Origin of the sequence: Olivibacter sp. XZL3 (assembly GCF_004368405.1) — a bacterium.
In the GTDB taxonomy this organism is placed as follows: domain Bacteria; phylum Bacteroidota; class Bacteroidia; order Sphingobacteriales; family Sphingobacteriaceae; genus Olivibacter.
This window is the reverse complement of record NZ_SBJH01000082.1, coordinates 1-25635: the sequence shown is the minus strand read 5'-3', so window position 1 is coordinate 25635 and position 25635 is coordinate 1. Positions and strand designations below refer to the sequence as shown.

General features: G+C 42.5%; 17 protein-coding genes. 16 read left to right on the top strand and 1 reads right to left on the bottom strand.

All coding sequences use genetic code 11. The annotated features are described in order from the left end of the window. Window positions 1-501 precede the first annotated feature (501 nt). Window positions 502-888 carry an HU family DNA-binding protein gene (locus EPX21_RS17770; protein ID WP_166670806.1) on the bottom strand — a complete coding sequence of 129 codons (387 nt, stop codon included), beginning with the start codon at window positions 886-888 and terminating at the stop codon, window positions 502-504. Window positions 889-1385: 497 nt separating this feature from the next. Here EPX21_RS17770 and EPX21_RS17765 point away from each other — a divergent pair, with 497 nt between their 5' ends. The 16 genes from EPX21_RS17765 to EPX21_RS17690 all read left to right on the top strand — a co-directional run bounded on the left by EPX21_RS17765 (window position 1386) and on the right by EPX21_RS17690 (window position 25476). Beyond that, complete coding sequence (locus EPX21_RS17765; RefSeq protein ID WP_206106099.1) at window positions 1386-4478, top strand: TonB-dependent receptor; 3093 nt, start codon at window positions 1386-1388, stop codon at window positions 4476-4478. An 11-nt stretch (window positions 4479-4489) separates the two neighbouring features. Further along, window positions 4490-6238, top strand: coding sequence for a RagB/SusD family nutrient uptake outer membrane protein (locus EPX21_RS17760; RefSeq protein ID WP_134091025.1), 1749 nt, complete (start codon window positions 4490-4492; stop codon window positions 6236-6238). Between the two features lie 160 nt (window positions 6239-6398). Next, window positions 6399-9179, top strand: a complete 2781-nt coding sequence (locus EPX21_RS17755) for a family 78 glycoside hydrolase catalytic domain (RefSeq protein ID WP_134091024.1) — start codon at window positions 6399-6401, stop codon at window positions 9177-9179. 150 nt (window positions 9180-9329) lie between these two features. Continuing rightward, window positions 9330-10460 (top strand): glycosylase, encoded by a 1131-nt coding sequence (locus EPX21_RS17750; protein ID WP_134091023.1) that lies wholly within the window; start codon window positions 9330-9332, stop codon window positions 10458-10460. Between the two features lie 11 nt (window positions 10461-10471). Continuing rightward, window positions 10472-12898, top strand: a complete 2427-nt coding sequence (locus EPX21_RS17745; RefSeq protein WP_134091022.1) for a sugar-binding domain-containing protein — start codon at window positions 10472-10474, stop codon at window positions 12896-12898. Window positions 12899-13008: 110 nt separating this feature from the next. Beyond that, complete coding sequence (locus EPX21_RS17740; protein ID WP_134091021.1) at window positions 13009-14037, top strand: GntR family transcriptional regulator; 1029 nt, start codon at window positions 13009-13011, stop codon at window positions 14035-14037. Further along, window positions 14034-15941, top strand: a complete 1908-nt coding sequence (locus EPX21_RS17735; protein ID WP_240768721.1) for a right-handed parallel beta-helix repeat-containing protein — start codon at window positions 14034-14036, stop codon at window positions 15939-15941. The genes EPX21_RS17740 and EPX21_RS17735 overlap by 4 nt, the downstream gene beginning before the upstream one ends. A 498-nt stretch (window positions 15942-16439) precedes the next feature. Beyond that, window positions 16440-16757 carry a C10 family peptidase gene (locus EPX21_RS17730; protein ID WP_255502221.1) on the top strand — a complete coding sequence of 106 codons (318 nt, stop codon included), beginning with the start codon at window positions 16440-16442 and terminating at the stop codon, window positions 16755-16757. After that, window positions 16736-16870: a hypothetical protein gene (locus EPX21_RS23535; RefSeq protein WP_370451009.1), complete on the top strand. Its 135-nt coding sequence runs from the start codon at window positions 16736-16738 to the stop codon at window positions 16868-16870. Before EPX21_RS17730 ends, EPX21_RS23535 begins: the two co-directional genes overlap by 22 nt. 37 nt (window positions 16871-16907) lie before the next feature. Continuing rightward, window positions 16908-17387, top strand: coding sequence for a hypothetical protein (locus tag EPX21_RS17720; protein ID WP_134091019.1), 480 nt, complete (start codon window positions 16908-16910; stop codon window positions 17385-17387). 1118 nt (window positions 17388-18505) lie between these two features. Then, on the top strand, window positions 18506-21277 hold the full coding sequence (locus tag EPX21_RS17715; RefSeq protein WP_134091018.1) for a hypothetical protein: 2772 nt from the start codon (window positions 18506-18508) through the stop codon (window positions 21275-21277). Next, window positions 21219-21965: an L-rhamnose mutarotase gene (locus EPX21_RS17710; protein ID WP_240768720.1), complete on the top strand. Its 747-nt coding sequence runs from the start codon at window positions 21219-21221 to the stop codon at window positions 21963-21965. Before EPX21_RS17715 ends, EPX21_RS17710 begins: the two co-directional genes overlap by 59 nt. A 56-nt stretch (window positions 21966-22021) precedes the next feature. Further along, complete coding sequence (locus tag EPX21_RS17705) at window positions 22022-23098, top strand: Gfo/Idh/MocA family protein (RefSeq protein ID WP_134091017.1); 1077 nt, start codon at window positions 22022-22024, stop codon at window positions 23096-23098. A 7-nt stretch (window positions 23099-23105) separates the two neighbouring features. Beyond that, window positions 23106-24680, top strand: coding sequence for an SLC5 family protein (locus tag EPX21_RS17700; protein WP_240768719.1), 1575 nt, complete (start codon window positions 23106-23108; stop codon window positions 24678-24680). A 75-nt stretch (window positions 24681-24755) separates the two neighbouring features. Then, complete coding sequence (locus EPX21_RS17695; RefSeq protein WP_134091016.1) at window positions 24756-24998, top strand: DUF433 domain-containing protein; 243 nt, start codon at window positions 24756-24758, stop codon at window positions 24996-24998. Between the two features lie 271 nt (window positions 24999-25269). Continuing rightward, on the top strand, window positions 25270-25476 hold the full coding sequence (locus EPX21_RS17690; protein WP_134091015.1) for a hypothetical protein: 207 nt from the start codon (window positions 25270-25272) through the stop codon (window positions 25474-25476). Window positions 25477-25635: the final 159 nt, after the last annotated feature.

Below are 25635 nucleotides of genomic sequence, written 5' to 3'. Positions count from 1 at the left end.
CGTCATCAGTTGGACTGAGATACTAACTCGATAGAGGGGTCAGTATGTCCAGCGGAGGGGTCAACATCAACATTATATCCAATGATGATTAAGAGGAGCTGTATAGGTAATGATTTTTTCATTTATATGCTTGTTTAGAAGAAGTTTATGTTGTGGTTTCTACTGTTAAAGTTAAAAAAATCTTTTCTTTTTAGCGCAAAAAAAATTTAGTGGTAAGGTTATTATCAGGATTACAAATAAGCCTAACGCTGGTTTCAGCGAAGCGCCTGGCATAAGAGCTGAAGACCGGGCTTTCTATATAATCATGCGAAAACGGCAATTGAAAAGAATCAGGCTTGTTTTTGAAAAGACTGGGGTCGTTCCCCAAGTTCGTCGAAGTCTTTTTGTGAAAAGACTACAGTGCTTTTTAAAAAGACTTAAGTGATTTATAAACTTTTTAGTTTTTTGCATAAAAAAGCCGGCTTCCATGAAGAAACCGGCTTTTTTTAAAGGTTTGTTTTGCTACACTTTAACTTTTGTAAAAGTTAAGTTTTGCATTGCTGCCTTGATTTTCGATCCAGGGTGAAATAGTAAACGTGTGCGTGTGATGTTGCTAGCATTTACCTCTTCCTCTGTATCGCTACCTAAGCTATTACTGCCCAAACGAAATGACCCTAAGTTCCCCAAACGAACAATATAGCCGCGTGCAATATTTTTGGGAATTTCACGGACTAGACTCTGTAACACTGCATAAACGTCTGCTTCGGTCACAGAAGATGCATGTGAAATATCATCTACCAAATTATCGAGGGTAATTTCACCGCTGCTGATCGGACGAGCATAAAACTTTTTAGGTGCCGTGGGATCACCAGGCTTACCTATTTCCAGAATGTTAAATTGAATTGCCATAATCATTAAAACTTAAAACGTTAAACAAAAAACATTGTCATGGGCGGCGCCTTACCCTTTTGACTTTACAAATTTCTGTAAACTCGAAAATACTCATGTCGCATTTGTCCGAAAATGACGCATTTGTCGTTTTTTGTCGCAAAAAGGTCCTGCGACGCTGCCATTTAATTCTTCATTCGCATAAATCCGAGCAGCCCCACAAAATTTTTGTCCTAGGCAAAATCCACTAAGTAAAAAGCGCAGTCGTCGTTTAAAGATAACATCCTACAAGATCAGGCAAAATTTTTACAATAAAGCAAAAAGTGCCCCATGTATCTTTGCGTTAAAGACTAACCTCTAATCGGTCTTGTCTGTATGATTTGACTGATTACTAACTGAATATAAAAGATTGTGCAGTTGAATTCGTGCCTGTTCGATTGAACACCTATTGTATCTTATAGTTGTTTCGCGAATCGATATGCATGGCTTTTAAACAGGTCACCGACAATACTGGCACTATGAACCTTAAATCTATGAATGGTAAATTTGCTTTTTTTTTCGTCTTTTTTCTCGTTATAGGGATAAGCGCTCGCTCGTTGGCGCAGGATGTAATGATTACCGGCAGGGTGCTCGACTCCGTGAATCGCGCGCCTCTAATTGGGGTAAGCGTAGCGCTCAAAGGCAGCAATACCCAAGTTGTTACAAACGAGAAAGGGACGTTTTCCATTAGCGCGGGCAGTGCGGAAGATGTTATCTTGTTGTTTTCTTATGTTGGATACGATGAGCAGGAACTTCCAGTAAAAGTTGGGGTGCCTGTAGAGGTACTTTTAAGTGAAACAATAGGCGCCTTGGATGAAGTGGTCGTGATTGGTTATGGAGCGGTTAAAAAACGCGACTTGACCGGCGCGGTTGCCTCCGTAAAGGCCGAAGATATTGTACGCTCTCCCGCACATAACGCAATGGAATCTTTACAGGGCCAAGTCCCGGGTCTGGACATTGTACGAAATTCGGGAAAGGCTACTTCGGGATTAACGATGAATATCCGGGGAAGGCGTTCCCTCTCATCAGCTACCGATGAACTGGGCAATGCTATTGCGAATAATCCGCTAGTTATTATCGACGGTGTCCAAGGCGGAAATATTGCGGACATCCCCCCACAGGAAATTGAATCTATCGACGTAATGAAAGATGCTTCCTCAACGGCTATCTATGGGTCGCAAGGTGCCAATGGGGTTATTATCGTGACAACGAAACGCGCGAAAGCTGGGAGGACTCAAATTAATTTTAACGGCTATACAGGATTAAATGGTTGGGCGCAATACCCGGAGATGCGCACAGGGGAAGATTATTTACAATTGCGCCGCGAGGCGGCCAAAACAGCCGGGCAATGGTCGTCACCAGATGACGATCAAACGCTTTTTACGGCAGAAGAATGGACTGCCTTGTCGAATAATCAATGGGTAGACTGGTTGGACGAAGTGCTAAAACTTGGGATGGTGCAGAATTATCAGCTGACTGCTTCAGGAGGAACGGAAAAGACAACGGGCTTGCTTTCGGCCGGTTACTATCAGGAAAAGGGCTCTTTTAAGGACGACGAAATGGACAAATATAACTTAAGGGGGAACGTTGAGCATCACGTAGGGAAGCACCTAAAAATTGGTGCGACAACCCAGCTAACACATTATGCAGCATACGAGCGTGCGGAGAATGTGTTATGGCGTGCAGCGACGAACGAGCCTTTGGGTATCCCCTATGACGATAAGGGGCAGGTGGTTCTTTGGCCTTTGGGGCGCGCCGGGAAAGTAAGTCCCTTAGCGGATGAAGCCGGAGATTATGTGGCGAAGCATCAACGGCTTACGACTAATGTGTTGGTGAACGGCTATTTGGAATTCAAACCGATTGAAAAATTGTCGTTTCGATCGAATTTCGGTGCCAACTTAAATTACAGAAGAAACTCGGATTTTGAGAGCGAAAGTTCTATTGACCGGGCGGGCAATTATAATCAGTCGATTGCTTATGTACTGGCGGCGGATAAAAATTTTATCACTTGGGACAACTTCGTCAATTATACGGAAGATTTTGGGCCCCATACCCTGGGAATTACAGCCTTAACGTCTTGGACACAAGCAAAATTTCGTAGTTCTTATAGTGAAGGTGCCGGGCAGTTGATTCCCGACCAACTTTGGCATAATTTGTCGGCGAACGCCAAAGACTCCTATGTCATCCGATCGACATACGTGCAAAGTCAAACTTTTTCCTATGCACTACGGGCAAATTATAGCTTTTTAGGGAAGTACCTGCTGACCGTCTCCAATCGTTGGGATGGTGCTTCGCGGCTTGCGCAAGGCAATAAGTGGGCGGCGTTTCCATCGGCGGCCTTGGCTTGGCGAATACGGGATGAGGCCTGGTTCGCAAATGCTAAAAATGTGGATGAATTAAAACTTCGGTTAAGCTGGGGGGTGACTGGAAATTCCGGTATTAGCGAGTATGGCACGCAGTCGTGGCTCACGCCGCTTTCCAACGCGGCATTTCAAGATAGGGGATTTACTTACTATGTATACAACACCTTTTTGGGTAATGAAAATCTGACATGGGAAAAATCGGCATCTTGGAATCTCGGGCTTGATTTTGGATTTTTCAATGGGCGCTTAGCAGGAAGTGTCGACCTATACGACACCAAAACCACGGATGTTCTATTGCCCCGTACCTTGCCAACTTCGCTCGGTAGTGGAAATAATACGCCTTTTCAAATCTATGAGAATATCGGGACTACCAACAATAAAGGCATAGAGTTAAATGTGAATACGGTGAATATCAAAAAGCAACATTTTAGCTGGCAAACCAATTTGACATTTGCTGCGAATAGAGAGCGCATTGTGGATTTAATAGACGGTCGCGATATAATCGGCGCCACTACTCGCGAAACGCAAAGTCTGTTAATCGGGAGGCCTTTAAATTCGTTTTATACGTTTAAGCGTCTGGGTATTTGGCAACTGGATGAGGCGGACGAAGCGGCTACTTATTTCAAAGATGCTGCTAAAACGCAGCCTTTTCGCCCCGGAGATATTAAGTTGGCTGATTTGAACGGCGATCATGTGATTGATGAGACAAATGATGTCCAATATATCGGATCGACCGCGCCGAAATGGACCATCGGTCTTAACAATTCCTGGCAGTACAAGAACTTTGACCTAAATGTTTATATCATCGGTCGGTGGGGACAATTGATGACATATGATTTGACGGCTTCATACGACCCTTCAGGAAAGGGAAACCAACCGGCCTATCTCGATTACTGGACGCCGGAGAACCCGACCAACGATTTCCCACGGCCTGACTTAACCAATTTCTATAATTACATCGGTTATCAGTCATTTAACTATATCGATGGCTCCTATCTCAAATTAAAAACGGTGACCTTCGGTTATCGGATACCTTCTGACGTCTTTAGGAACTGGAAAGTGAACAACTTCAGGCTCTATTTGTCTGCTAATAACCTGTTCACGGTAGCCCGGAGCCACTTGGTGAAAAATTACGACCCTGAAAGGGGCGGAGCAGCGACAGCGCCTTTACAACGTCAGTTTGTTTTCGGAATGAATATAGGCTTTTAAATAAAATGGCAATGAAAGTAATAAGCAAAAAATACACAGCCTTTGTTGTGATACTTATCCTCCTTATATCCTCTTGCAGTTTAGACGAATACAATCCGGGAGGTACCACGCCGGATCTCGTTTATAGTACGCCCGCCGGTATGAATGCTTTGGTGAATTCAGCCTATGTTAATTACAGCGGACAGTTTTATGGGCGTGAAGATATTTTGATGTTAACGGAAGGGGGTACAGATCTTTGGATCAACATTGCAAACAGCGGATATGGTCGACAAATGACTAAATATGAAGAATTGACGCCGAGTACGGGGCAATTGCGTAATACGTGGAATCGATTATACGAAATCATTAATTATTGTAACGCCGGAATCAACCGTATCGACGACGTTCCTTATACGGATGAAGCGGAAAAGCAAGCGAGAAAGGGTGAGTTGCATTTTTTAAGGGCTTACACCTATTGGCATATTGTGGAACAATATGGAAACGTTGATCTTCGCACAGAAGAAACAACTTCACCCATATTAACAATATACCGTAGTCCCATTCAAGCCTTTTATGACCTGATGTTGGCAGATATCGACGTGGCGATCGCTAATCTTCCGGTAGACCCTTTTCCGGCACAAGATATTGGACGCGCGACGCAAAAAGCGGCGTATGGATTGAAAGCACGGATAGCGTTAACCCGGGCGTCGTATGAAGAGTCGCAAACAGAGAAAGACCGATTTTATGCGCTGGCAAAGGATGCGGCGATGTATGTGATTGAAAACCAGGCGGCATTAAAGACATCTCTTTATGAAACTCCCGAAGATGTTTTTAAACCAGCAAATAATAAAAGCAACAGCGAAGCCTTGTTTGTGGTGACGCATGCTACTGTTCCTTCATTGAACCCGCAACCCAATAATCCCAATCGTTTGCATGTGTGGTTCAAGGCGAAATACTCGTCAATGGCAGGAATGCAGATGGATTTGAACTATGGAAATGACGCCAATTCGCGCTCCGGCGGTATGTGCTTCATGCCGACCAGACACCTGCTCGAGTTGTACGACGAAAGTATAGACGCCCGGTACCGTCATTGGTTTAGGGAAGCATACTATTTAAATCAAGAGGCATATACCTGGACGGCAGACGATCTCGCTGCTTTTGAAAAACCTGCCGGCATGGTAGGGGCGCAGATCCAGCGCGGTGAGCTGGCGCTTTTATTCACCAAACGCAAGGTAGAGGATAAGCGTAATACCCCTTATGCGGTGGTCGATATCGACGATACATATAGCGGCGGGCATGTCAGCAATAATGCGCGATTTAATATACATTTCCCAGCACTTACCAAATACGATGATCCGGACTTACCTACGGTGGGTTCTAATTTTGGAAGCAAAGACGTTATCGTCATGCGTTTGCCCGAGATGTATTTTATCGCAGCTGAATGTGAATTACAAATGAGCGGAGGCTCTAAAGCGATGGCAACACAGCTAATCAATATTATTCGACGGCGCGCAGCACTACCTGGACAGGAAGCAGCGATGGAAATTACTGATACGGAATTGAATTTGGACTTCCTGCTAGACGAGAAAGCTAGGGAACTTTGTGGAGAGCATCTCCGCTGGTTCGATCTAAAACGTACGGGAAAGTTATTGGAGTATGTGAAAGCCTACAATCCGGATGTTCCGTTGATTCAAGCTCATCATGTTTTAAGACCCATTCCTCAAATGTTTTTGGACGCCATTACAAATCCGACCGAATTTGGCCAGAATGTTGGGTATTAAAGGGCAAGGTCATGCTTTAATAACGCTTAAAGATAAGATCCTACAATAGGAGGAAAAATTCTTATAAACAGAAGTATGTTAGCCCGTTTATCTTTGCAAATAGGGCTAACCATAAACCTATGGCTTTATATGAGTCCTAATGAGGTTTATAAACTGAAAAATGGGTAGGATTATCGTTATATTATATGTGTTGTTTCATTGTTGGGGAAATAATTTTGCGGCTGATTTAAAGGCGATAGGCTTACGCGTGGAATCAAAAACAAATCCCAGGGGTGTCGCAAGTTTACAGCCTCTGCTAAGTTGGAAGCTCGGAAGCCAATTGCGAAATACAAAACAAATGGCCTATCAGGTACTGGTGTCGAACCAACCGGATAGCTGGTCGGATTCTAATCATATCGTTTGGAATTCGGGAAAAATAGAGGCCGGTACAAGTATTCAGCTTCCTTATCAGGGGAAGCCACTGTCGGCCACTCAGCGCTATTACTGGAAAGTTAAAGTCTGGGATAACCACGGCAATGAGGCCGCATGGTCGGAGCCCGCCTCTTGGCAGATGGGACTTTTTACTGAAGCGGACTGGAAAGGGGCCCAATGGATAGCGTATGATGAGCTGCCAGAAGCACGTCGGGATCCCTTGCCGAAAAGCGATAAAAAAGATACCTATCAAGATAACAATGTACTTCCTTTATTGAGGAAATCGTTTCAGGTGCAAAAGACAATCAAACAGGCAACCTTATTTATCAGTGGTCTGGGACATTTTGAAGTGCATATAAATGGTGATAAAGTAGGAGACCATTTTCTAGATGCAGGTTGGGTTAAATATGACAAAGAAGCCTTGTATGAAACATTTGACATCACTGAAAGCTTAAAGAAAGGTGAAAATGCTATGGGTGTTCTTTTGGGAAATGGCTTCTATTATATTCCTCCGGTAAAGGGAAGATATCGCAAACAAAAAGTAGCTTTTGGTTATCCAAAGATGATTTGTCGCTTGCAGCTACGTTATACAGATGGCAGCCAAGAGGATATTGTAAGTAATGAAACATGGAAAACGGACAAGGGGCCTATTACCTTTTCCAGCATTTATGGGGGTGAGGACTATGACGCGCGTTTAGAGCAGGAGGGTTGGGATGATATAGGCTCTAACGATTCCGCCTGGAAGCAAGCGATCATTGTGGAAGGTCCTCCCCAAATCAATCCGCAAATGACGGAGCCCTTAAAGGTCATGGAGCGATTCGAACCGAAGAGCATTAGGCAAACAAGCGAAGGAAATTATGTATATGATTTTGGTCAGAACGCTTCGGGCATCGTGCAAATTCAATTAAAAGGAAACCGCGGTGATACCGTGTGGATTTATCCCGGTGAGCTGTTGAAAGACGGAGCGGTTACCCAAAAAGCAAGTGGCAGTCCCTACTATTTTACTTATGTTTTAAAAGGTAAAGATGAAGAAAGCTGGCGGCCCCGTTTTTCGTATTATGGCTTTCGTTATGTAGAAGTGCGGGGTGCAGTACCAAAAGATCGGTCTGAAGGTAAAGAACTGCCTCAAATCATCGCCTTAAAGAGCTTACATATTCGCAATGCAGCTCAGAAAGTGGGTTCTTTTCAGTCATCCAATGATTTATTTAATCGTACACATCAGCTGATTGATTGGGCAATCAAAAGTAATATGATGAGTGTCTTTACCGATTGTCCGCATCGCGAAAAACTCGGTTGGCTGGAACAAACTCATTTGATGGGGGCTTCAGTGCACTATAATTATGACATTGAATCCCTTCTGCAAAAGATAATAGAAGATATGAGGCAATCGCAATTGCCAAATGGCTTGGTGCCCGAAATTGCTCCTGAATATGTCGAGTTCAATTGGGGTGGCGACATGTTCCGGGATTCACCGGAGTGGGGAAGTGCAAGCATCATTCTTCCTTGGTATCTATATACATGGTATGGCAATAAAGAAGTGTTGGCGATGGCTTACCCCATGATGAAAAGGTATATAAGCTACCTGCAATCCAAAGCAACGAACCATATACTTAAACAAGGCTTGGGCGACTGGTATGACCTGGGGCCAAAACCTCCCGGCGTTTCCCAACTGACACCTATGGGCGTTACCGGAACTGCCATTTATTATTACGATTTGTCTTTATTGATAAAAATCGCCGAGCAACTAGGGGAAACGAAAGATAAGCAGATTTATACATTGCTAGCGAAGGAAGTTAAGAAAGCGTTTAACAATACTTTTTTTGATAGTCATGCTAAACAATATGCTAGTGGGAGTCAAACTGCAAACGCGATGGCTCTTTATATGGAGTTGGTTGATCCTCCTTATAAAGAAGCTGTGTTGAATAATTTGATTCAAGACATAAAAAACCGGAATAACGCACTAACAGCCGGAGATATTGGGTATCGTTACGTGCTCCGGGTTTTGGAACGTGCTGGTCGATCGGATGTCATTTACGATATGAACAGTCGTACTGATGTTCCAGGTTATGGGTGTCAATTGGCTAAAGGGGCAACGGCGTTAACCGAATCTTGGCAGGCACTGCCAAATGTTTCCAATAATCATTTCATGTTAGGTCATTTGATGGAATGGTTTTATAGCGGTTTAGCGGGGATTAGACAGCAAGCGGGTAGTGTCGCTTTTAATCAACTCGAAATCCGACCGGAAGTAGTAGGTGATGTGCGTAGTGCAGTAGGCACTTACGAATCTCCTTATGGCTTAATCTGTTCATCATGGAAGAGAGATAATCATCAGTTTGAGCTTAGGGTACAGATTCCTCCGAATACACAGGCTAGGGTTTACCTGCCCGTTCGGGGCGCAGCGTCTATTTATGAAAATGGAAAAAAGATTAATGACACGGAGTGGAAAATAGTAGACGAGGAACAAGGGCACACAGTTGTTGAAATTGGATCAGGGGAGTACCGGTTTAAGGTAGTGATGAGTGATGAGTGATGAGTGATCAGTTGCGAGTTGCCCGTTGTGAGTTGTGAGAAAGGTTCGTGCGACTGAAAGCTGATAGCTGAAAAGGAATGATGAATGATGAGCGATGAATGTCTTGATGCTTATGTCTTATATCTTGATACTTAAGTCTTAATACAAAAAATGAAAAAACATATATACATCATCTTACTTTTTATCCTTTTCAGTACGGTCATTTTTGTTCATGCACAGGAAAAGCAGGTGACGCCGGAAGAAATGGATAGCATCTACCATGAGGTTAAAACGCCTTATAAATACGGCTTGGTCATGGTGCCACCTGATAACGACAAAAAAATGGATTGCCCGACAGTGTTCAGAAAGAACAATAAATGGTATATGACTTATTTGATTTTTGACGGCAGGGGTTACGAGACTTGGTTGGCGAGTAGTGACGATTTATTGAAATGGGCGAATTTGGGCAAGTTAATGTCGTTTTCTGACGGCGACCGTTGGGATGCCCATCAAAAGGCCGGATATAATGCCTTACAAGATATAACTTGGGGAGGTAGTTATGAGTTGAAAAAGTATAAGGGGAAATATTGGATGTCCTATTTCGGGGGTGATGGAAGAGGTTACGAAGCGGGTAATCTTTCCATTGGGATGGCCTATACAAAAGGGAAACCATGGGTTGCCCACGAATGGACACGTTTTGAAAAGCCTCTATTTACATCAAAAGATAGCGACGTTAGATGGTGGGAAAACCGTAAGTTGTTTAAAAGCACGGTTATAGAAGATAAGCAAGGGCTCACAGGACATCGTTTTGTGATGTACTACAATGCCAATGGTGATTCAGCCCAAAATAATGTGAAAACACGGTGGTTCGAGCGGATCGGCATGGCCGTTTCAGATGATATGGTACATTGGAAGCGCTATCTGGACGAACCACTTGTGCACCATCCGGTAGGTATCACCGGCGATGCGGTCATTCAGCAGATAGGCGATAACTACGTTATGTTTTATTTCGGTGCTTTTTGGCAAGATCGCAAGGGCGCCTTCAATCGTTTCGCTGCTTCTAAAGACCTAGTTCATTGGACGGACTGGGAGGGTGAAAATTTGATCGAGCCTTCTGAACCGTTCGATACCTTGTATGCACATAAATCTTTTGTGCTAAAGTACGAAGGTGTTGTCTATCATTTTTATTGCGCAGTAAATAAGCACGAGCAGCGAGGTATTGCCCTTGCTACGTCTAAAGATCTAGGAAAAAGTGAGCTCCAATTTGTTGCACCACCTGTAAACCCAAAAAGTCAACCCTAAAACCATCAGCAATGTCTAAAGTCATCACTTCTTTTTTCTTTCTTTATCTGTTTACACTGACGCTGTATGGGCAGGAATGGGGTAAAACCCTTTTTAACGATCAATGGAAGTTTCATTTAGGTGATCAGCCCGAAGCAAAATCAGTAAGCTTTAACGACGAAAAATGGCGAGAACTAGCTTTGCCGCATGATTGGAGTATTGAAGGGGCATTTTCGAAAGAACACCCGTCAACTAATCAGGGCGGCGCGCTGCCGGGAGGCATTGCGTGGTACCGAAAGACCTTTCACTTGGCTGATACTGTAGGTGGAAAGCAAGTTTATATCGACTTTGATGGCATTTATCGTGATAGCGAGGTTTGGATTAACGGACATTACCTTGGAAAACGGCCAAGCGGGTACACTTCCTTCCGTTATGATTTAACACCCTATGTGAAGTTCGGTAAACAGGCGAATGTCATTGCTGTTCGTGTTGATAATGGTCGGCAACCTAATTCCCGTTGGTATTCCGGCTCCGGTATCTATCGGAATGTTTGGTTGATAACCAAAAATAAGATTGCCATTGATCATTGGGGCGTCTTCGTAAAGAGCCCTTATGTTCAAAAGGAGCGGGCATTTATCCAACAACAGACCACTTTTAAAAATCTTGGACCTAAAGCTGTATCGGCTGATGTGGTGATTACCGTATTTGATAAGGAAAACAAGGTGATTGTCAAGAAAAATTTTCCGCAGCAATTGTCTTTAGGCAAAAGCGAGGCAAGCTTGGAGGTGCAGGTGCCGCAACCGGTCCTTTGGAGTCCCGAAAATCCTTATTGTTATCAAATAGAAACACAGGTTTACGTTGGAAAGCAATTGATGGATCAATATAAGGTGCCGTTGGGCATTCGTCACTTCGCTTTCGATGCGAAGCAAGGTTTCTCACTCAATGGGCAAAGAAAAAGAATACTGGGGGTCTGTATGCATCACGACCTGGGCGCCCTGGGCGCTGCTGTCAATAAAAAGGCCATGGAGCGGCAGTTAATGTTGCTAAAGGAAATGGGGGCTAATGCCATTCGGATCTCTCATAACCCACCGGCTCCTGAGTTTTTGGATTTATGTGATAGCTTGGGTTTTTTGGTAATGAATGAGGCCTTCGATATGTGGCGTAAGAAAAAGAACAAGTTTGATTATTCCCTCGACTTTGATGAATGGCATCGACAAGATTTGATTGATTTGATCAAGCGTGACCGTAATCACCCTTCGGTTATTATGTGGAGTATAGGCAACGAAATACGGGAGCAGTTTGATAGTACGGGTACGGCACTTACGAAGGAGCTGGTGGCTATTGTTCGTATTGAAGACAGCACCCGTCCTATTACCGCGGCGCTAACCGAAACCCATTTAGAGAAGAACTTCATCGCGCAGGCTAATGCACTGGATATTTTGGGATTCAATTATAAATACGAACAATACGATAGTTTACCGATCAATTTCCACGGACAAAAGTTTATTGCTTCTGAAACCACATCTGCATTAGCAACCCGAGGCCATTACGATTTAGGACACGATACCTTGCGGTTTTGGCCGCCGAGTGCTAAAGAGAAATTTGTCAAAAATGGGAACCCCGACTTTACAGTATCTGCTTATGATCAAGTTGCGGCCTACTGGGGAACGAGTCATGAGCAAGCATGGAAAGCGGTTAAAGAACGCGATTTTATGACGGGACTTTTTGTATGGACTGGCTTTGATTATTTAGGTGAACCGGTGCCCTACGATTTTCCGGCGCGAAGCTCGTATTATGGTATTATTGATCTGGCGGGTTTTCCAAAGGACGTTTATTACATGTACCAAAGCGAATGGACTAATAAGCCTGTATTACACTTGCTGCCGCATTGGAATTGGCAAGCAGGACAAACCATTGATGTATGGGCTTATTTTAACCAAGCGGATGAAGTGGAACTTTTTCTGAACGGTCAATCTTTCGGAATTCGGAGGAAGCAAGGAGATGATATTCACGTTTCCTGGAAGGTTCCTTTTCAACCTGGAACGCTGAAGGCCGTTTCCAGAAAAAATGGGAAAGAGGTTTTGATTAAAGAGATTAAAACCGCTTCCAAACCAGCCCGTATTCAGTTGACGGTAGATAAAAATAAATTACACACAGGAATAAATGATTTGGCTTTTGTGACAGCCACCATCGTAGATAATGATGGTAATCCAGTACCTCTGGCGGATGATGAAATGGTGTTTGATATACAAGGGCCAGGATTCGTAGCAGGAGTTGATAATGGCTTTCAGGCGGATTTATCATCGCTTAAAGGAAACCGTAAACGAGCGTACAATGGGAAATGCCTGGCTATCATCCAAGCGGAATCGAGGACAGGAGAAATTGTTTTAAAAGCAAGTGCGAAAGGCTTGGAAGGAGCGGAGTTGAAACTGGCGGTGATGAAAATGATGAATGAATGATGAATTATGAGGGATGAGTGTTTTTAAATAGCAGTAGTACGGGATGTGATGCCGAACGTTGACAGCTCTTAGCTGATAACTAATAACTAACAGCTAATAACTAAAATAATATGAATAATAGCATTTTTTTCGATCATATCCGTGTTGACAGGTATTCTTCAACACCTAAATATTTGCAGCTTGCGTATGCGATATTGAGTGCCGTTAAAGAGGGAAAATTTCAAAAGGACAATGTATTACCGTCTTTGAATGAACTCACTAACCATTTGGAGATTTCGAGGGAAACCGCGGATAGAGGATACAAATACCTACGGTATTTAGGAATCCTAAAAGCTGTACCGGGAAAGGGGCATTTTATATCAACCACAGAGGTCAATAGTCCGGGTCGCATTTGCTTGTTGGTTAATAAAATCAGTGAAGGGAAGAGTCTTTTTTACCACGAACTGGTAGCGTCATTAGGCAGCCATATTCCGATCGACTTTTATGTATATAACAACGATTTTTTCTTGTTTAAGCGCTTGTTGGGTCAGCGACACGACTATAGCCATTATGTGATATTACCTCATTTTTTTGATAATCAGGAGGAAGCAGAAGCGCTGATTGATTCGCTTCCGAAAGACAGGTTAATCATATTGGATAAGCGTCTGAAACGATTGAAAGGAAACCACAGTACGATTTATGAAGATTTCGAAGGGGATATTTACCAAGCTTTGGAACAGGCCTTGCCCGCCTTGGAAAAATACCACACCCTGAAACTCATCTTTCATCGAAAGAGTTATCTGCCTAATGAAATTAAGCGCGGGTTCAGCAGGTTTTGTCAGCAATACGCTTTTGACCGTGCTATTTTGGATAAGATAGATCATATGGAATTAAATAGTGGCGAGGTATATATCTGTGTAAATGATGATGACATGGTAAATCTATTAGATAAAGTTTCGACATCCCCCTTTGTACTGGGTAAGGATTTGGGCATTATTTCCTACAATGAAGCCCCATTAAAAAAATACATTGCCGGCGGAATAACGACCATCAGTACCGATTACAAACAGATGGCTTCCCTGACCGCTTGTTCTATTAAAGAAAGCACCGCACAACACGTTGCTTTAAATTTTTGCTTACAGCTAAGAGCGTCTTTATGATAGTCAATTTATTCGTTAGGATGAAAATTAAACGGTTCGTTCCAATTTTTTTTATATTGCTGTTCTTTTTCCGTTCTGTAAACGGAGCAGAAATTTGGGTATCTCCGAATGGAAATGATACCAATACCGGTAGTATCGATTCGCCTTTAGCCTCCGTTGGTGCAGCCTTAAGGAAGGCAAGGGAATGGCGGCGTTTACAGGCGAAGGAGGTATTCGGAGGGATTGACATTATTTTACAGGATGGCACTTATAACTTGGATGAACCTATTTTGATTCGTCCGGAAGATGCAGGGACGGCTGATAACCCAACACGCGTTAAAGCTGCTCCTGGCGCCCATCCGATTATCAGCGGAGGTATTAGCTTGCCACCTACTTGGAAGAAAGTAAAAAAAGAGATTGAAGGATTGCCTAAAGCGGCACAAGGAAAAATTTGGGAGATGGAAGCACCTTTAATAGGTGATCAAGTACTTGATTTTAGGCAGCTTTGGATTAATAATCGAAAAGCGATCCGTGCAAGAAGTACGGAGGGTGATAAAATGGAAAGGATATTATCTTGGAATCATCAAGCCCAAACTTGCTGGATTCCTAAGCCTAAATCCATCCATTTCAGCTGGCAACCCGGCATGGAATTCTTTATTCATCAATGGTGGGCGATTGCTGTCTTACGTGTAAAAGAAGCATTTGTTCAAGGAGATAGTGTGCGCCTGTCATTTTTTCAACCGGAGAGCAAAATACAGTCGGAGCATCCCTGGCCTGCGCCATGGATATCAAAGGAGACAGGAAATTCTGCCTTTTATCTCAGTAATTCGATACAATTTTTGGATGAGCCGGGCGAGTGGTATCTTGATAAGCTCCATCGGAAACTTTATTATTGGCCTCAGGAAGATGAGCATTTAGCTACTGCTAAGGTAGTTGTCCCCTATTTGGAAACCCTGCTCCGCATAGCGGGTACCATCGACGCTCCTGTAAAACATATCCATTTTTCGGGCATCAGTTGGCAGCATAGTACCTGGCTTCGGCCCTCACAGCAAGGACATGTGGCCTTACAGGCAGGAATGTACTTGTTGGATGCATATAAACTGAAGATTCCGGGTACACCGGATAAAAAAGGCCTCGAAAATCAAGCCTGGATCGGACGGCCACCAGCTGCGGTGAATGTGTCTTATGCACAGCATACGTCCTTTGATGATTGCCGGTTTGAACACTTGGCCTCTACGGGATTGGATTATCATAAGGCCGTGCAATATAATAAGATCCGAGGAAATCTTTTTCAAGACATAGGCGGGTCGGGGATATTGCTGGGCGTATTTTCGGATGAGGCATTTGAAACGCACTTGCCTTATAATCCGACCGATCGACGCGTGGTAGCATTCAGTAATAGCATTGAGAATAACTTCGTCAAAAACGTAACCAATGAAGATTGGGGATGTGTAGGTATTGGCGCAGGTTATGTTAGTAACACCGATATCCGGCATAACGAAATCAGTGAAATTGCGTATACAGGCATCAGCTTAGGTTGGGGATGGACGCCGACGGTGAATGTAATGGCTAATAACCGTGTTGTCGCCAATAAAATCCATCACTATGCTAAGTATATGAATGATGTAGCCGGTATTTACACCCTATCCGCCCAACCGGGCTCTGTCATTGAAAATAACTACATTGACAGCATCTACACGGCACCCTATGCTCATTTGCCGGAACATTGGTTTTATCTGTATACAGACGAAGGGTCGGCCTATTTTACGGTTCGAAACAACTGGTGTCCGAAAGAGAAATTCTTGCAGAATGCAAACGGCCCTAATAATCTTTGGGAAAATAACGGCCCTATGGTATCGGAAGAGATCAAAAAAAAAGCAGGCTTAGAAGATGCTTATGGTTGGTTAAGGCTTTGGAAAGAGTGATGGTTTAAGTTATAAGTTATAAGTTATAAGTTGTGAGTTGCCAGTTGTGAGTACTTAATATTGTAATGATGAATTAGGAGTTATGAACGATGAATTTTGGGCATAGACCTTATCCCCTAAAGCTTAAAGCTTATTGTCTAAGGGCTTTAACAATTTTTCATGTTGACAGGGCTTTGCGTCTCTCTTTATGTAGAACGATGTTAATAGAAATGTTTCTTTTTAGCAAAACTCCTCCTTGTTTTTAGATGTTATTTCGATAGTCATATTGCTTTTCTACAAATACTTGTTTGTTTATATTAAAAATATATTTAACTTAGTTATGATTTTATAAACAGTTCTTAGCCAGTTAAGTCAAAAGATGCCCTGTAAATTGGGTGTTTGTTACATATAACAACTTAAATTTAAATAACATGCCTAAGCTCTACAAGGCCTTTAAATTATTTTTATTACTGGCGGTGCTAACATCCATATTATGATGTATCAAGCGGCGCAAACGAAATATCTAGATTGATGTACAATGCGGCGGTATCTGTCAATTCTACTTATGATTGTAGTGGTACTGGCGCGGCTTCGGAGGTGAACGATATCGTAAACGCTTTAAAAAACACATTCGGATACGCTTCAACGGCAAAAAAGGCTAATTATGACTACCAAACAGCACTAAACGAATTGAAAAGTTCCAGACCTGTTATTATGACCGGTTATACAACACAAACGGGTTGGATCTTACATTCCTATTCAGGGGACATTGCTGGGTCGCTGACGGCTATCAGGAATCTTCCCTTTGCGGAAATATGTATCTCTTTTTTCATATGAATTGGGGGTGGGGAGGTGAACACAATGGCTGGTTTGGGCTAACCAATGTAAATTCGGGAAATGGAAATTACCAGTATAAAAGGCAGATGGTTATTGGAATAAAAAAACCGTAAATTGTGAAGCAGTTAATCAAACAAATAAAGAAGCAACATGAAAACTATTACAATGGGACTTTTATGTATTGGGATGTCATTAATGGGCTGTGACAAGGATAATGAATGGCCTGCTGCTTCGTTGAATAACGCAGTAATACTTTCCTATTCCACAGCAAACGGAGGTGACTTACTTGATCCAGATACAGAGAATCATATCACTTATGACAATACCGACTTGTATTATGTAAAAAACGGTAAGGAAGAGAAACAATATCACAGTAATTTAGATTTTCCGAAAAATTTTAAGATCAATCATGATTCTAATCGAAATAGATATTATCTGACCGTGTTTTTAAACCACGATGTAGGAGACGGGGAAGTATCCACCAATATTTTAAAATATGAAAATTTTGAACCGGACACCATTCAGGCGATCATACACAAAACAGGTAACAATGTATCCGCCTCAGATATTATTTTGAACGGAAAGCCTATATCTGATGGAGATCTTGATAAAATAGTAGTAGTGAAATAAATTGGATATATTCAATTAGCTACCGCGGGCAGGCTTGATACTTTAAACCAGCCTTCTAAACCAAGCATTGGTGCTTTTATATGTGTTAAGGACTGCTCTCTGACGATAACGATATGGTTAACATCATCGAATGTGTAATGAATCATGTAAGGAAATTTTTTAAATGGCAAGCATCTTACGTCATCATATCTGATCTGAAAGAAAGGCGTCTTGCTTAATATTTTAAAATGATGTTTGACTTTATTATAAAATTTTTTTCCAAGGCCTTGTTTCTGTTCATTATACCAATCAATCGCCTCTTGAATGTCATGGATAACTTCTGGTTCTATTTTGAGTTTAACCCAGAATACGCATTAGCTCATGAACTGCAATGAAATGCTCCTTTACATCCATTTCAATAGCTCATTCGCCATACCCCGGTATGTCTCATTCCTTATTTCATGCCTGTTTTGGATCATTCCCTTTCGTTTTAATTCCTAACGCGTAATCTGGGTTTAAAGGCCATTATTCGACATTAAAATCGTGTTGAATGTCTTCCCAATTTAAAAGTCTATTAGGATTGTTTTTTGATTTGTGCATACGAGCCATAACAATCTTCAAGGCTGTTTTGATCGGCTATCAGTTGTCAGCTTTCAGTCGCACCACCTCTCCTCATAACTAATAACGGGCAAAGGCAACTTTTACAGCTAAAGCTAGTACGTTCGGTTAAAAGTATCATCTGTTGGTTTTCGAAAATGTCGTCTCCAAAATTTTACATCTTGCAGGTGAATGCACTACCGTTCCTGTAAAAGTTTGAAGCGACGAGCTTTATTCACTTTTGTTTGATTTTGATGGAGTTCATGAGCTCACTACGCTCGGTTTTGTTGCTTTTTTGCGGGAAAAAGTAAGAAGAGCTTTGATAATATCCTACACAAGCAAGCAAATATCTTATAGAACTTCAGCGAGTTTAAAACGTAAGTTTGAAGTTTAAACCAGTTTAAGACGTTGATTTTTTAGTGTGAACATAAACCGAATTCAGTGAAATTAATCCGGCGGAATATGCAGCTATTAATTACGAAAAAATTAAGGATTGGTCTTAGTGGTTAAAATCCAGTTTATACCGACTATAAAAGCGAATTATGAATTTTTTACGGCTTACCTTATTGATCAGTTACTTTTCCTTTTATGCGCCGTTATCAGCAGCCGCGTCAGCGTCTGAGAAAGAGCTCGTATTGGTAATACCCCAAAAAATCTCTCCCCGTTTCAGGTATGGTCTTGATAGTTTGAAAAGAGCGCTTCTTACTGTTGGGTATAAAATACAGACTGATTCGAGCGGTGTGATTAAGGCCTATAAAAGACGTTCTTTGCTGGTTGGAAAGCCTTCGGACTTTCGCAGGCAATGGACAGATACAGTTGTCGGGCAAAAGGAAGGATTTCATATTAAACTCCATGAGAATAGCGGCTACATTCACGCGTCGGATGACAGCGGCATATTATATGGTACCCTGAAATTAGTTGAGACCATCCGCGAAAACGGCGGTGCCTTACCCAATAATTTTCAATGTCGCGACCACCCTGAAATGGTATTAAGAGGGACCGCCATCGGTATTCAGAAAACACACTACCTGCCTGGAAGAACGGTGTACGAATATCCCTATACACCGGCGGAGTTTCCATGGTTATATGATAAAAAGCAATGGGTCCGGTATTTGGATATGCTATTGGAAAATCGGTATAATTCGCTTTATCTGTGGAACGGACATCCTTTTGCATCTTTAGTGCGCTTAGCAGAATATCCCTATGCGGTAGAAGTAGACGATGACACTTTTAAGAAAAACGAAGCTATTTTTCGGTTCATCACAGCGGAAGCAGATAAAAGAGGGATTTGGATCATCCAAATGTTCTACAATATTATCCTATCCAAACCCTTTGCCGAGAAGCATCAACTGAAAACCCAAGATCGGAATAGACCCATTATACCGATTATAGCCGATTATACACGTAAGTCGATTGCCGCCTTTGTTGAAAAGTATCCGAATGTAGGCTTGCTGGTTACCCTCGGAGAAGCGATGGAAGGTGTTGGGCAAGACGATGTGGATTGGTTTACGAAAACCATTATTCCCGGTGTACAGGACGGCCTGAAACGCTTGGGATTAACGCAAGAACCACCGATTGTTTTAAGGGCGCACGACACGGATGCTCCCCAGGTGATGAAGGCAGCGCTTCCACTTTATAAGAACCTTTACACCATGGCTAAGTATAATGGCGAAGCCTTGACAACCTATACACCGAGAGGGAAATGGGCTGAGTTGCATCGTACCTTGAGCAAGGCGGCACCGGTGCATATTGAAAATGTACATATACTGGCTAATCTGGAGCCCTTTCGTTATGGTTCGCCGGATTTTATTCAGAAAAGTGTGCAAGCGATGCATCAGGTGTATCATGCGAATGGATTGCACCTGTATCCGCAAGCTTCCTATTGGGATTGGCCTTATGCTGCTGACAAAATCGATGATAAGGGAGATAAACGGCTGTTACAGGTCGACCGCGATTGGTTGTGGTATAAGGCTTGGGCACGCTACGCCTGGAAAGCCGATCGGGATAAAGTTGCGGAGAACGATTACTGGTCGGGTTTATTCGCCGAGCAATTCGGTATCAATAAAGAAGGAGGGCTTGCGTTGGTAAAGAGTTATGAAGAAATGGGAGAAATTGCTCCTAAGCTTCTGCGTCGATATGGCATAACAGATGGTAACCGGCAGACATTAAGCTTGGGCATGTTTATGACACAGCTGATCAACCCCTATCGCTACGGACTTTTCACATTACTCTATGAATCGGAAGCCCCGGAAGGAGAGATGATCATTGACTATGCCAAGAAAGAATGGAACAAAGAGCCGCATTTAGGAGAAACTCCGATGCAAGTGGCAGATGAAGTGGAAGAACATGGTAAAAAAGCGGTAAAGTGGATTGACGAAGTGCAGGGCAAAGTGCAACACCATCAAGGAGAATTTCAACGGATTCGCAATGACATGCATTGCTATCAAGCCTTAGCTAACTTCTATGCGGAGAAAGCAAGAGCTGCAATTTCGGTGTTACGGTACAAATATTCGAACGATATAGCTGATCTACAGAAAGCCTTACCTTATTTGGAACGAAGCGTCGAACATTATCGTCAGTTGACAACATTAACACGCAAAACTTATTGGTATGCAAACAGTATGCAAACTACCCAACGTAAAATTCCTATTCGTGGAGTGGACGGAAGATACAAAACTTGGGAGGAGCTGCTGCCGCTTTATGAAGAAGAACTGGCTCATTTCAGGCAACAGATTGATTCGTTGAAAAAAAATCCCAGAAGAGCAGATGTTGCAATCAATCAGCTTCATTCGGTAGAAGTTCAATTGGAAGATAAAGGACTAGCCTATTATCCTTTGAGAAAAGGAGCTGTACCATATACCAATCAGGCAGACACCATATTGGATTTAGCGCCCGATTTAATGAGCTTAAAAGGTGTTCGTCGCAAAAACCTGATTGATACCTTGACAAGCATTCGCTTTAGTACAGCGAAGCCTGTTAAGTTATTGGTAGGTTATTTTAGGCAAAAGGATCTTGCCTTCGGAGCAGAACGAAGCGCTAACTCGTATGCTCCGGCACCGGATTTGGAACACGATGCTTCTGCCAACGATTACGGGCAGTCGGAAGTATTTATTGCCAATGCAATAGCGTTGGGCAATCATCCCCCTGTCGACATTCATAGCTATTCCTTTGATGCTGGCAAGCATAGTTTAACCCTACCGAAGGGACAACTCTTATTATTAGGGTTTATAGATGGAACTACAGAGCTAAAAAATTATGACGCTAATATTGGTGTGTCACCTGATGAACGGAACATCGATTGGTTATTTGAGTAATATGAAAAAACTTGCTTGTTGTTTCTTATGGATGCTTTTATTGCTTGCTTGTTCGGCTTTTATACCACAAGGCGGGCAGGAGAATCAATTTGTACAGCTTGTATTGAACGGGGATGATACGATATCCGCTAATTTAATGGGCGATTTGTTGAACAAAGCAAAAAACGGAGGCCGCTTATACCAATGGAAAAACCGTCTTTTATTTTATGGAAAGGAAGAGGAGGCTACAGCTTTCTATGAGCAGTGTAAAATACGCTTGCCAAAAGTCGAGGTGACATTAGTCCGCGAGCCTTTTTATGTGTTTGATCGGACGCGATGTATAAACGGTAAGGAAGATGAAGGAAAGCGAGATCATATTATTCTATCGGCCAATCTGGTTGCTGATAGTGTCAAGCAACGATCGTATCTCGACTATCACCGTCGGCAATTCGATGAATGGCCGGAAGTATCCGAGGGTTTTTGCCGCGCAGAATTTCAGCAGGTGCTTTTATTCAAGACTGGTCGGCAGCTACTATTGGTCATCGATATTCCGGAAGGAGCGGATTTTGAAGAACTCAATAAAAGAACAGTGGAAAATAATCCAAAGGTGGACGAGTGGAACCATTTGATGTCTACCTATCAAGAAGGCCTGCCTGGCACGAAAGCAGGCGAGGTGTGGGTGCGTTTTAGAGTGATGAGTGACGAGTGACGACAGGCAACTGACAATGGACAACCAATAACGAAAAACGAATAACAATAGCAACCATGTTAAAAGTGGGAATTTTAGGTTTAGGTGAAGGGCGTAGTACGATTTCTGCGGCCCTGAACAGTTCAAAAATTGAATTGGTAAAAATGTGTGATCTGAATGAAGCGCTTTGTAAGCAACGGGCAGAGGAATTTAATTTTCATGCATACACCACAGATTACAGCGATTTATTGGAAGATGAAACCATCGAAGCGATCGCTATTTATACACCTGATAAGTTCCATGCGGAACACGTAAAACTTGCTTTAAGGCATGAAAAACATGTGGTTTGTACGAAACCCTTTATTGATAATTTGGCTGATGCCAAGCCCTTATTAGAGTTAGCGCAGTCGAGCGGAAAAAAAGTTTTTATCGGACAAAGTTCGCGTTTTTTTGAGCCCATGAAAAGGCAGCGTGCCGATTTTGAAAAAGGTGTAATTGGTGACCTGATTACCATAGAAGCTTATTATCATGCTGATCATCGTTGGTTTTTAGCGAAACCATGGTCTTTAGAATCTAATTTCAAATGGTTGTATGGCGGCTTAAGCCATCCGGTAGATTTTATACGTTGGTATCTGCCGGATATTGAAGAGGTAATGGGGTACGGGATGTTAAGCAGTAACGGGAAAGCGGGAGGATTAAAAAACGAAGACACGATGCACTTCATTTTCAAAGCAAAAGATGGCCGTATAGCGAGAGTCAGTGGAGCCTACACAGGGCCAATTCAACCCGTAACACGGGATAGCGAAATGAGCTGTATTCTGAGGGGAACAACAGGCTGCAGTCAGGGTGACTATATGGATTTGCGTTATGCCGTCACCACCGCTGAGGGAGAGGAAAAGATAATCACTTGGGAACATAAGCTAAAACACTATTTCCGATTTGAAGGAAAAAGCCATCACGCCGGTGAGTACCAAAACTACCTCGAATACTTCGCCGATAATATAGCCGCCGGGACCACTGCTTATCCTGATATTGCGGAAGGTATCGGTACCGTTATCTTATTACAAGCGATGGACCGTTCATTACGCCTTGGATCCCCAGTAAAGCTACAGGGACTATATGATGAATTCGGTTTAGAGAACCCCATTAGATAAGGATTGAATGATGGAAAGTATCGCGTCAAAGCTGACCTTGGTTGATTATGTAATTATCATTGGGTATATCGCATTATTGCTTATCATTGGGCTTCAATCCAGTCTTAAAACAAAACAAGAAGAATCCTTATTCCTTGCAAATAAATCATTAGGCTGGGCGAGTATCGGCTTTAATATGTGGGCTACGAATGTGGGGCCATCCATGCTTTTAGCTTTTGCCAGTATTGGATATACCACGGGGATTGTGGCGGTAAATTTCGACTGGTATGCTTTTGTGTTTTTATTGTTGTTGGCGCTGGTTTTCGCTCCCCGCTACTTGGCCGCGAATGTGATGACGTTACCGGAGTTTATGGGGAAACGTTACGGCGATACAACACGCAATATATTGGCTTGGTATTCATTGGTAAAAATGTTGATATCATGGCTATCTCTAGGGCTTTTTGCGGGAGGTTTCCTGATTCGTCAGGTGCTGGGTATTCCGATGTGGATTTCAGTGGTGGTACTTGTCTTTTTTGCGGCCTTCTTTACTTACATCGGTGGATTAAAAACCATTGCCCGTATCAATATTTTTCAGATGCTGCTGTTAATTGCGGTATCCTGCTTGCTAACCGTACTGGGATTACATCAAGTGGGGGGCTTTTCTGCCTTATATCAGGGAGTACCTAGTGGATTCTGGAACCTCATACGGCCCGCATCCGATCCTGATTATCCCTGGCATGCTATTCTTCTAGGCTATCCGGTTGCTGCGATTGCTTTCTTTTGTACGGATCAGGCGATGGTGCAATCTGTTTTAGGAGCGAAGAACCTGGAACAAGGGCAGCTAGGGGTCAATTTCATCGCTTGGTTAAAAATATTGTCGCTCCCTCTTTTTATTCTTACCGGCGTGCTATGCGCTGTGCTACATCCCAATTTGACAGATCCGACCCAGGCTTATATGACCATGGTGACCAACCTTTTTCCAACCGGGCTCAATGGATTGGTGATCGTGGTCTTGATAGCGGTATTGGTAGGGACAATAGGTTCTTCCTTAAATTCGTTGAGCACGGTTTTTACGATGGATATTTATGTCAAACGCCTGAATCCTACGGCTGATAAAGCGCAGATTGTTCGGGTAGGCCGACTAACAATTCTTGTAGGCTGTCTGTTTGCTATTATGATGGCTTTGGCGATTGACGAAATTAAAGGACTCAACCTCTTTGATGTTTTTCAATCGGTACTCGGATTTATTGCACCACCCTTATCCGTTGTATTTCTTTTAACCGTATTTTGGAAACGGACAAGTCGCTTAGCCGTTAATTTTGTACTTTCCTTGGGGTCCGCTTTCAGCCTTGGTATAGGGGCCTGCTATCTATGGGTATTTACGCCGGATAGATATACCTTTTGGCCACATTATCTGTTGCTGTCATTTTACATTTTTGTTATCTTGATGGTAGCGGCGCTCCTACTTTCATTCGTTGGGAGAAAGGAAGACTTGCCAGTGGTACCTTATCTGGCTGTTAAAACAACGAAGACAGTTAAATGGGCCTGGGGAAGCTTAATAGTAGTGATGGTGTTGCTTTATACCATTTTCAGTGGGCATTAGTAATCTTGAATATCTGACTCAAATTTGCTAACTTTGAATGTAGCATTATTTTGTTGCATTAATGAAAGGATAGTCATGGACGCAAAGCAACAGGAATTATTAAATCGTATCACGCTAATACCGGGATTGATGGGAGGGAAGCCGACTATCAGAGGGCTAAGATTTCCTGTAAGTGATATTTTGGAGCTGCTTGCAAGCGGGCTTTCAGAAGAGGAGCTTTTGGAGCAACATCCTATACTGGAAAAGTTGGATATACAGGCGGCGTTATTATACGCTTCGTTAAAAGTTAAAAATACAGCTGTGATTTATGCGGCTTGATTGGGAAATCTGGTTACTACGTTCTTCGGTTTGCTCAACTTTTATCAAGAACCTTCCCGTAAGGAAAGCTTGAGTGCCTTTAAAACTAACTAGTAATGAAAAAAGTTGATTAGAAAAAACGTTCTTTTAATATAAACACCTTCATCTATATGTTAAAAGCGAAACCGACCAACGGGAGTTCACCGAAGGTAATCCCTGTACTTGTCAAGCGATTACATTGCATATGATAAGTTTTTACTTAAATTTGTAACTAACTATTAAGGAGTGACGTATGAAACTAATACTCGACGTAAAAGAAAGCAAGGCAGAAATGCTCATCGCATTACTCAAAGACTTACCATACGTAAAAGTAAAACAAATGGACGAAAAAAGCAGTCAGTTTCTTACAGATTTGCAGGAAGCTGTTGAAGATGTAAAGCTTATTAAAGCAGGTAAGTTGAAAGGGAGACCTGTGGAGGAATTACTCGGTGAGTTATAAAGTTATCACTATTCGATCCTTTGATCGCCAGATCAAACGCCTAATTAAAAAATACGCTTCGCTGAAATCTGACTTAATAGTGTACGTCTTCAAACTAAATTAGACACATTAGGATGAAACCTTAAGGAGACTTTCGAGTTATAAATTTATTAATTTTTG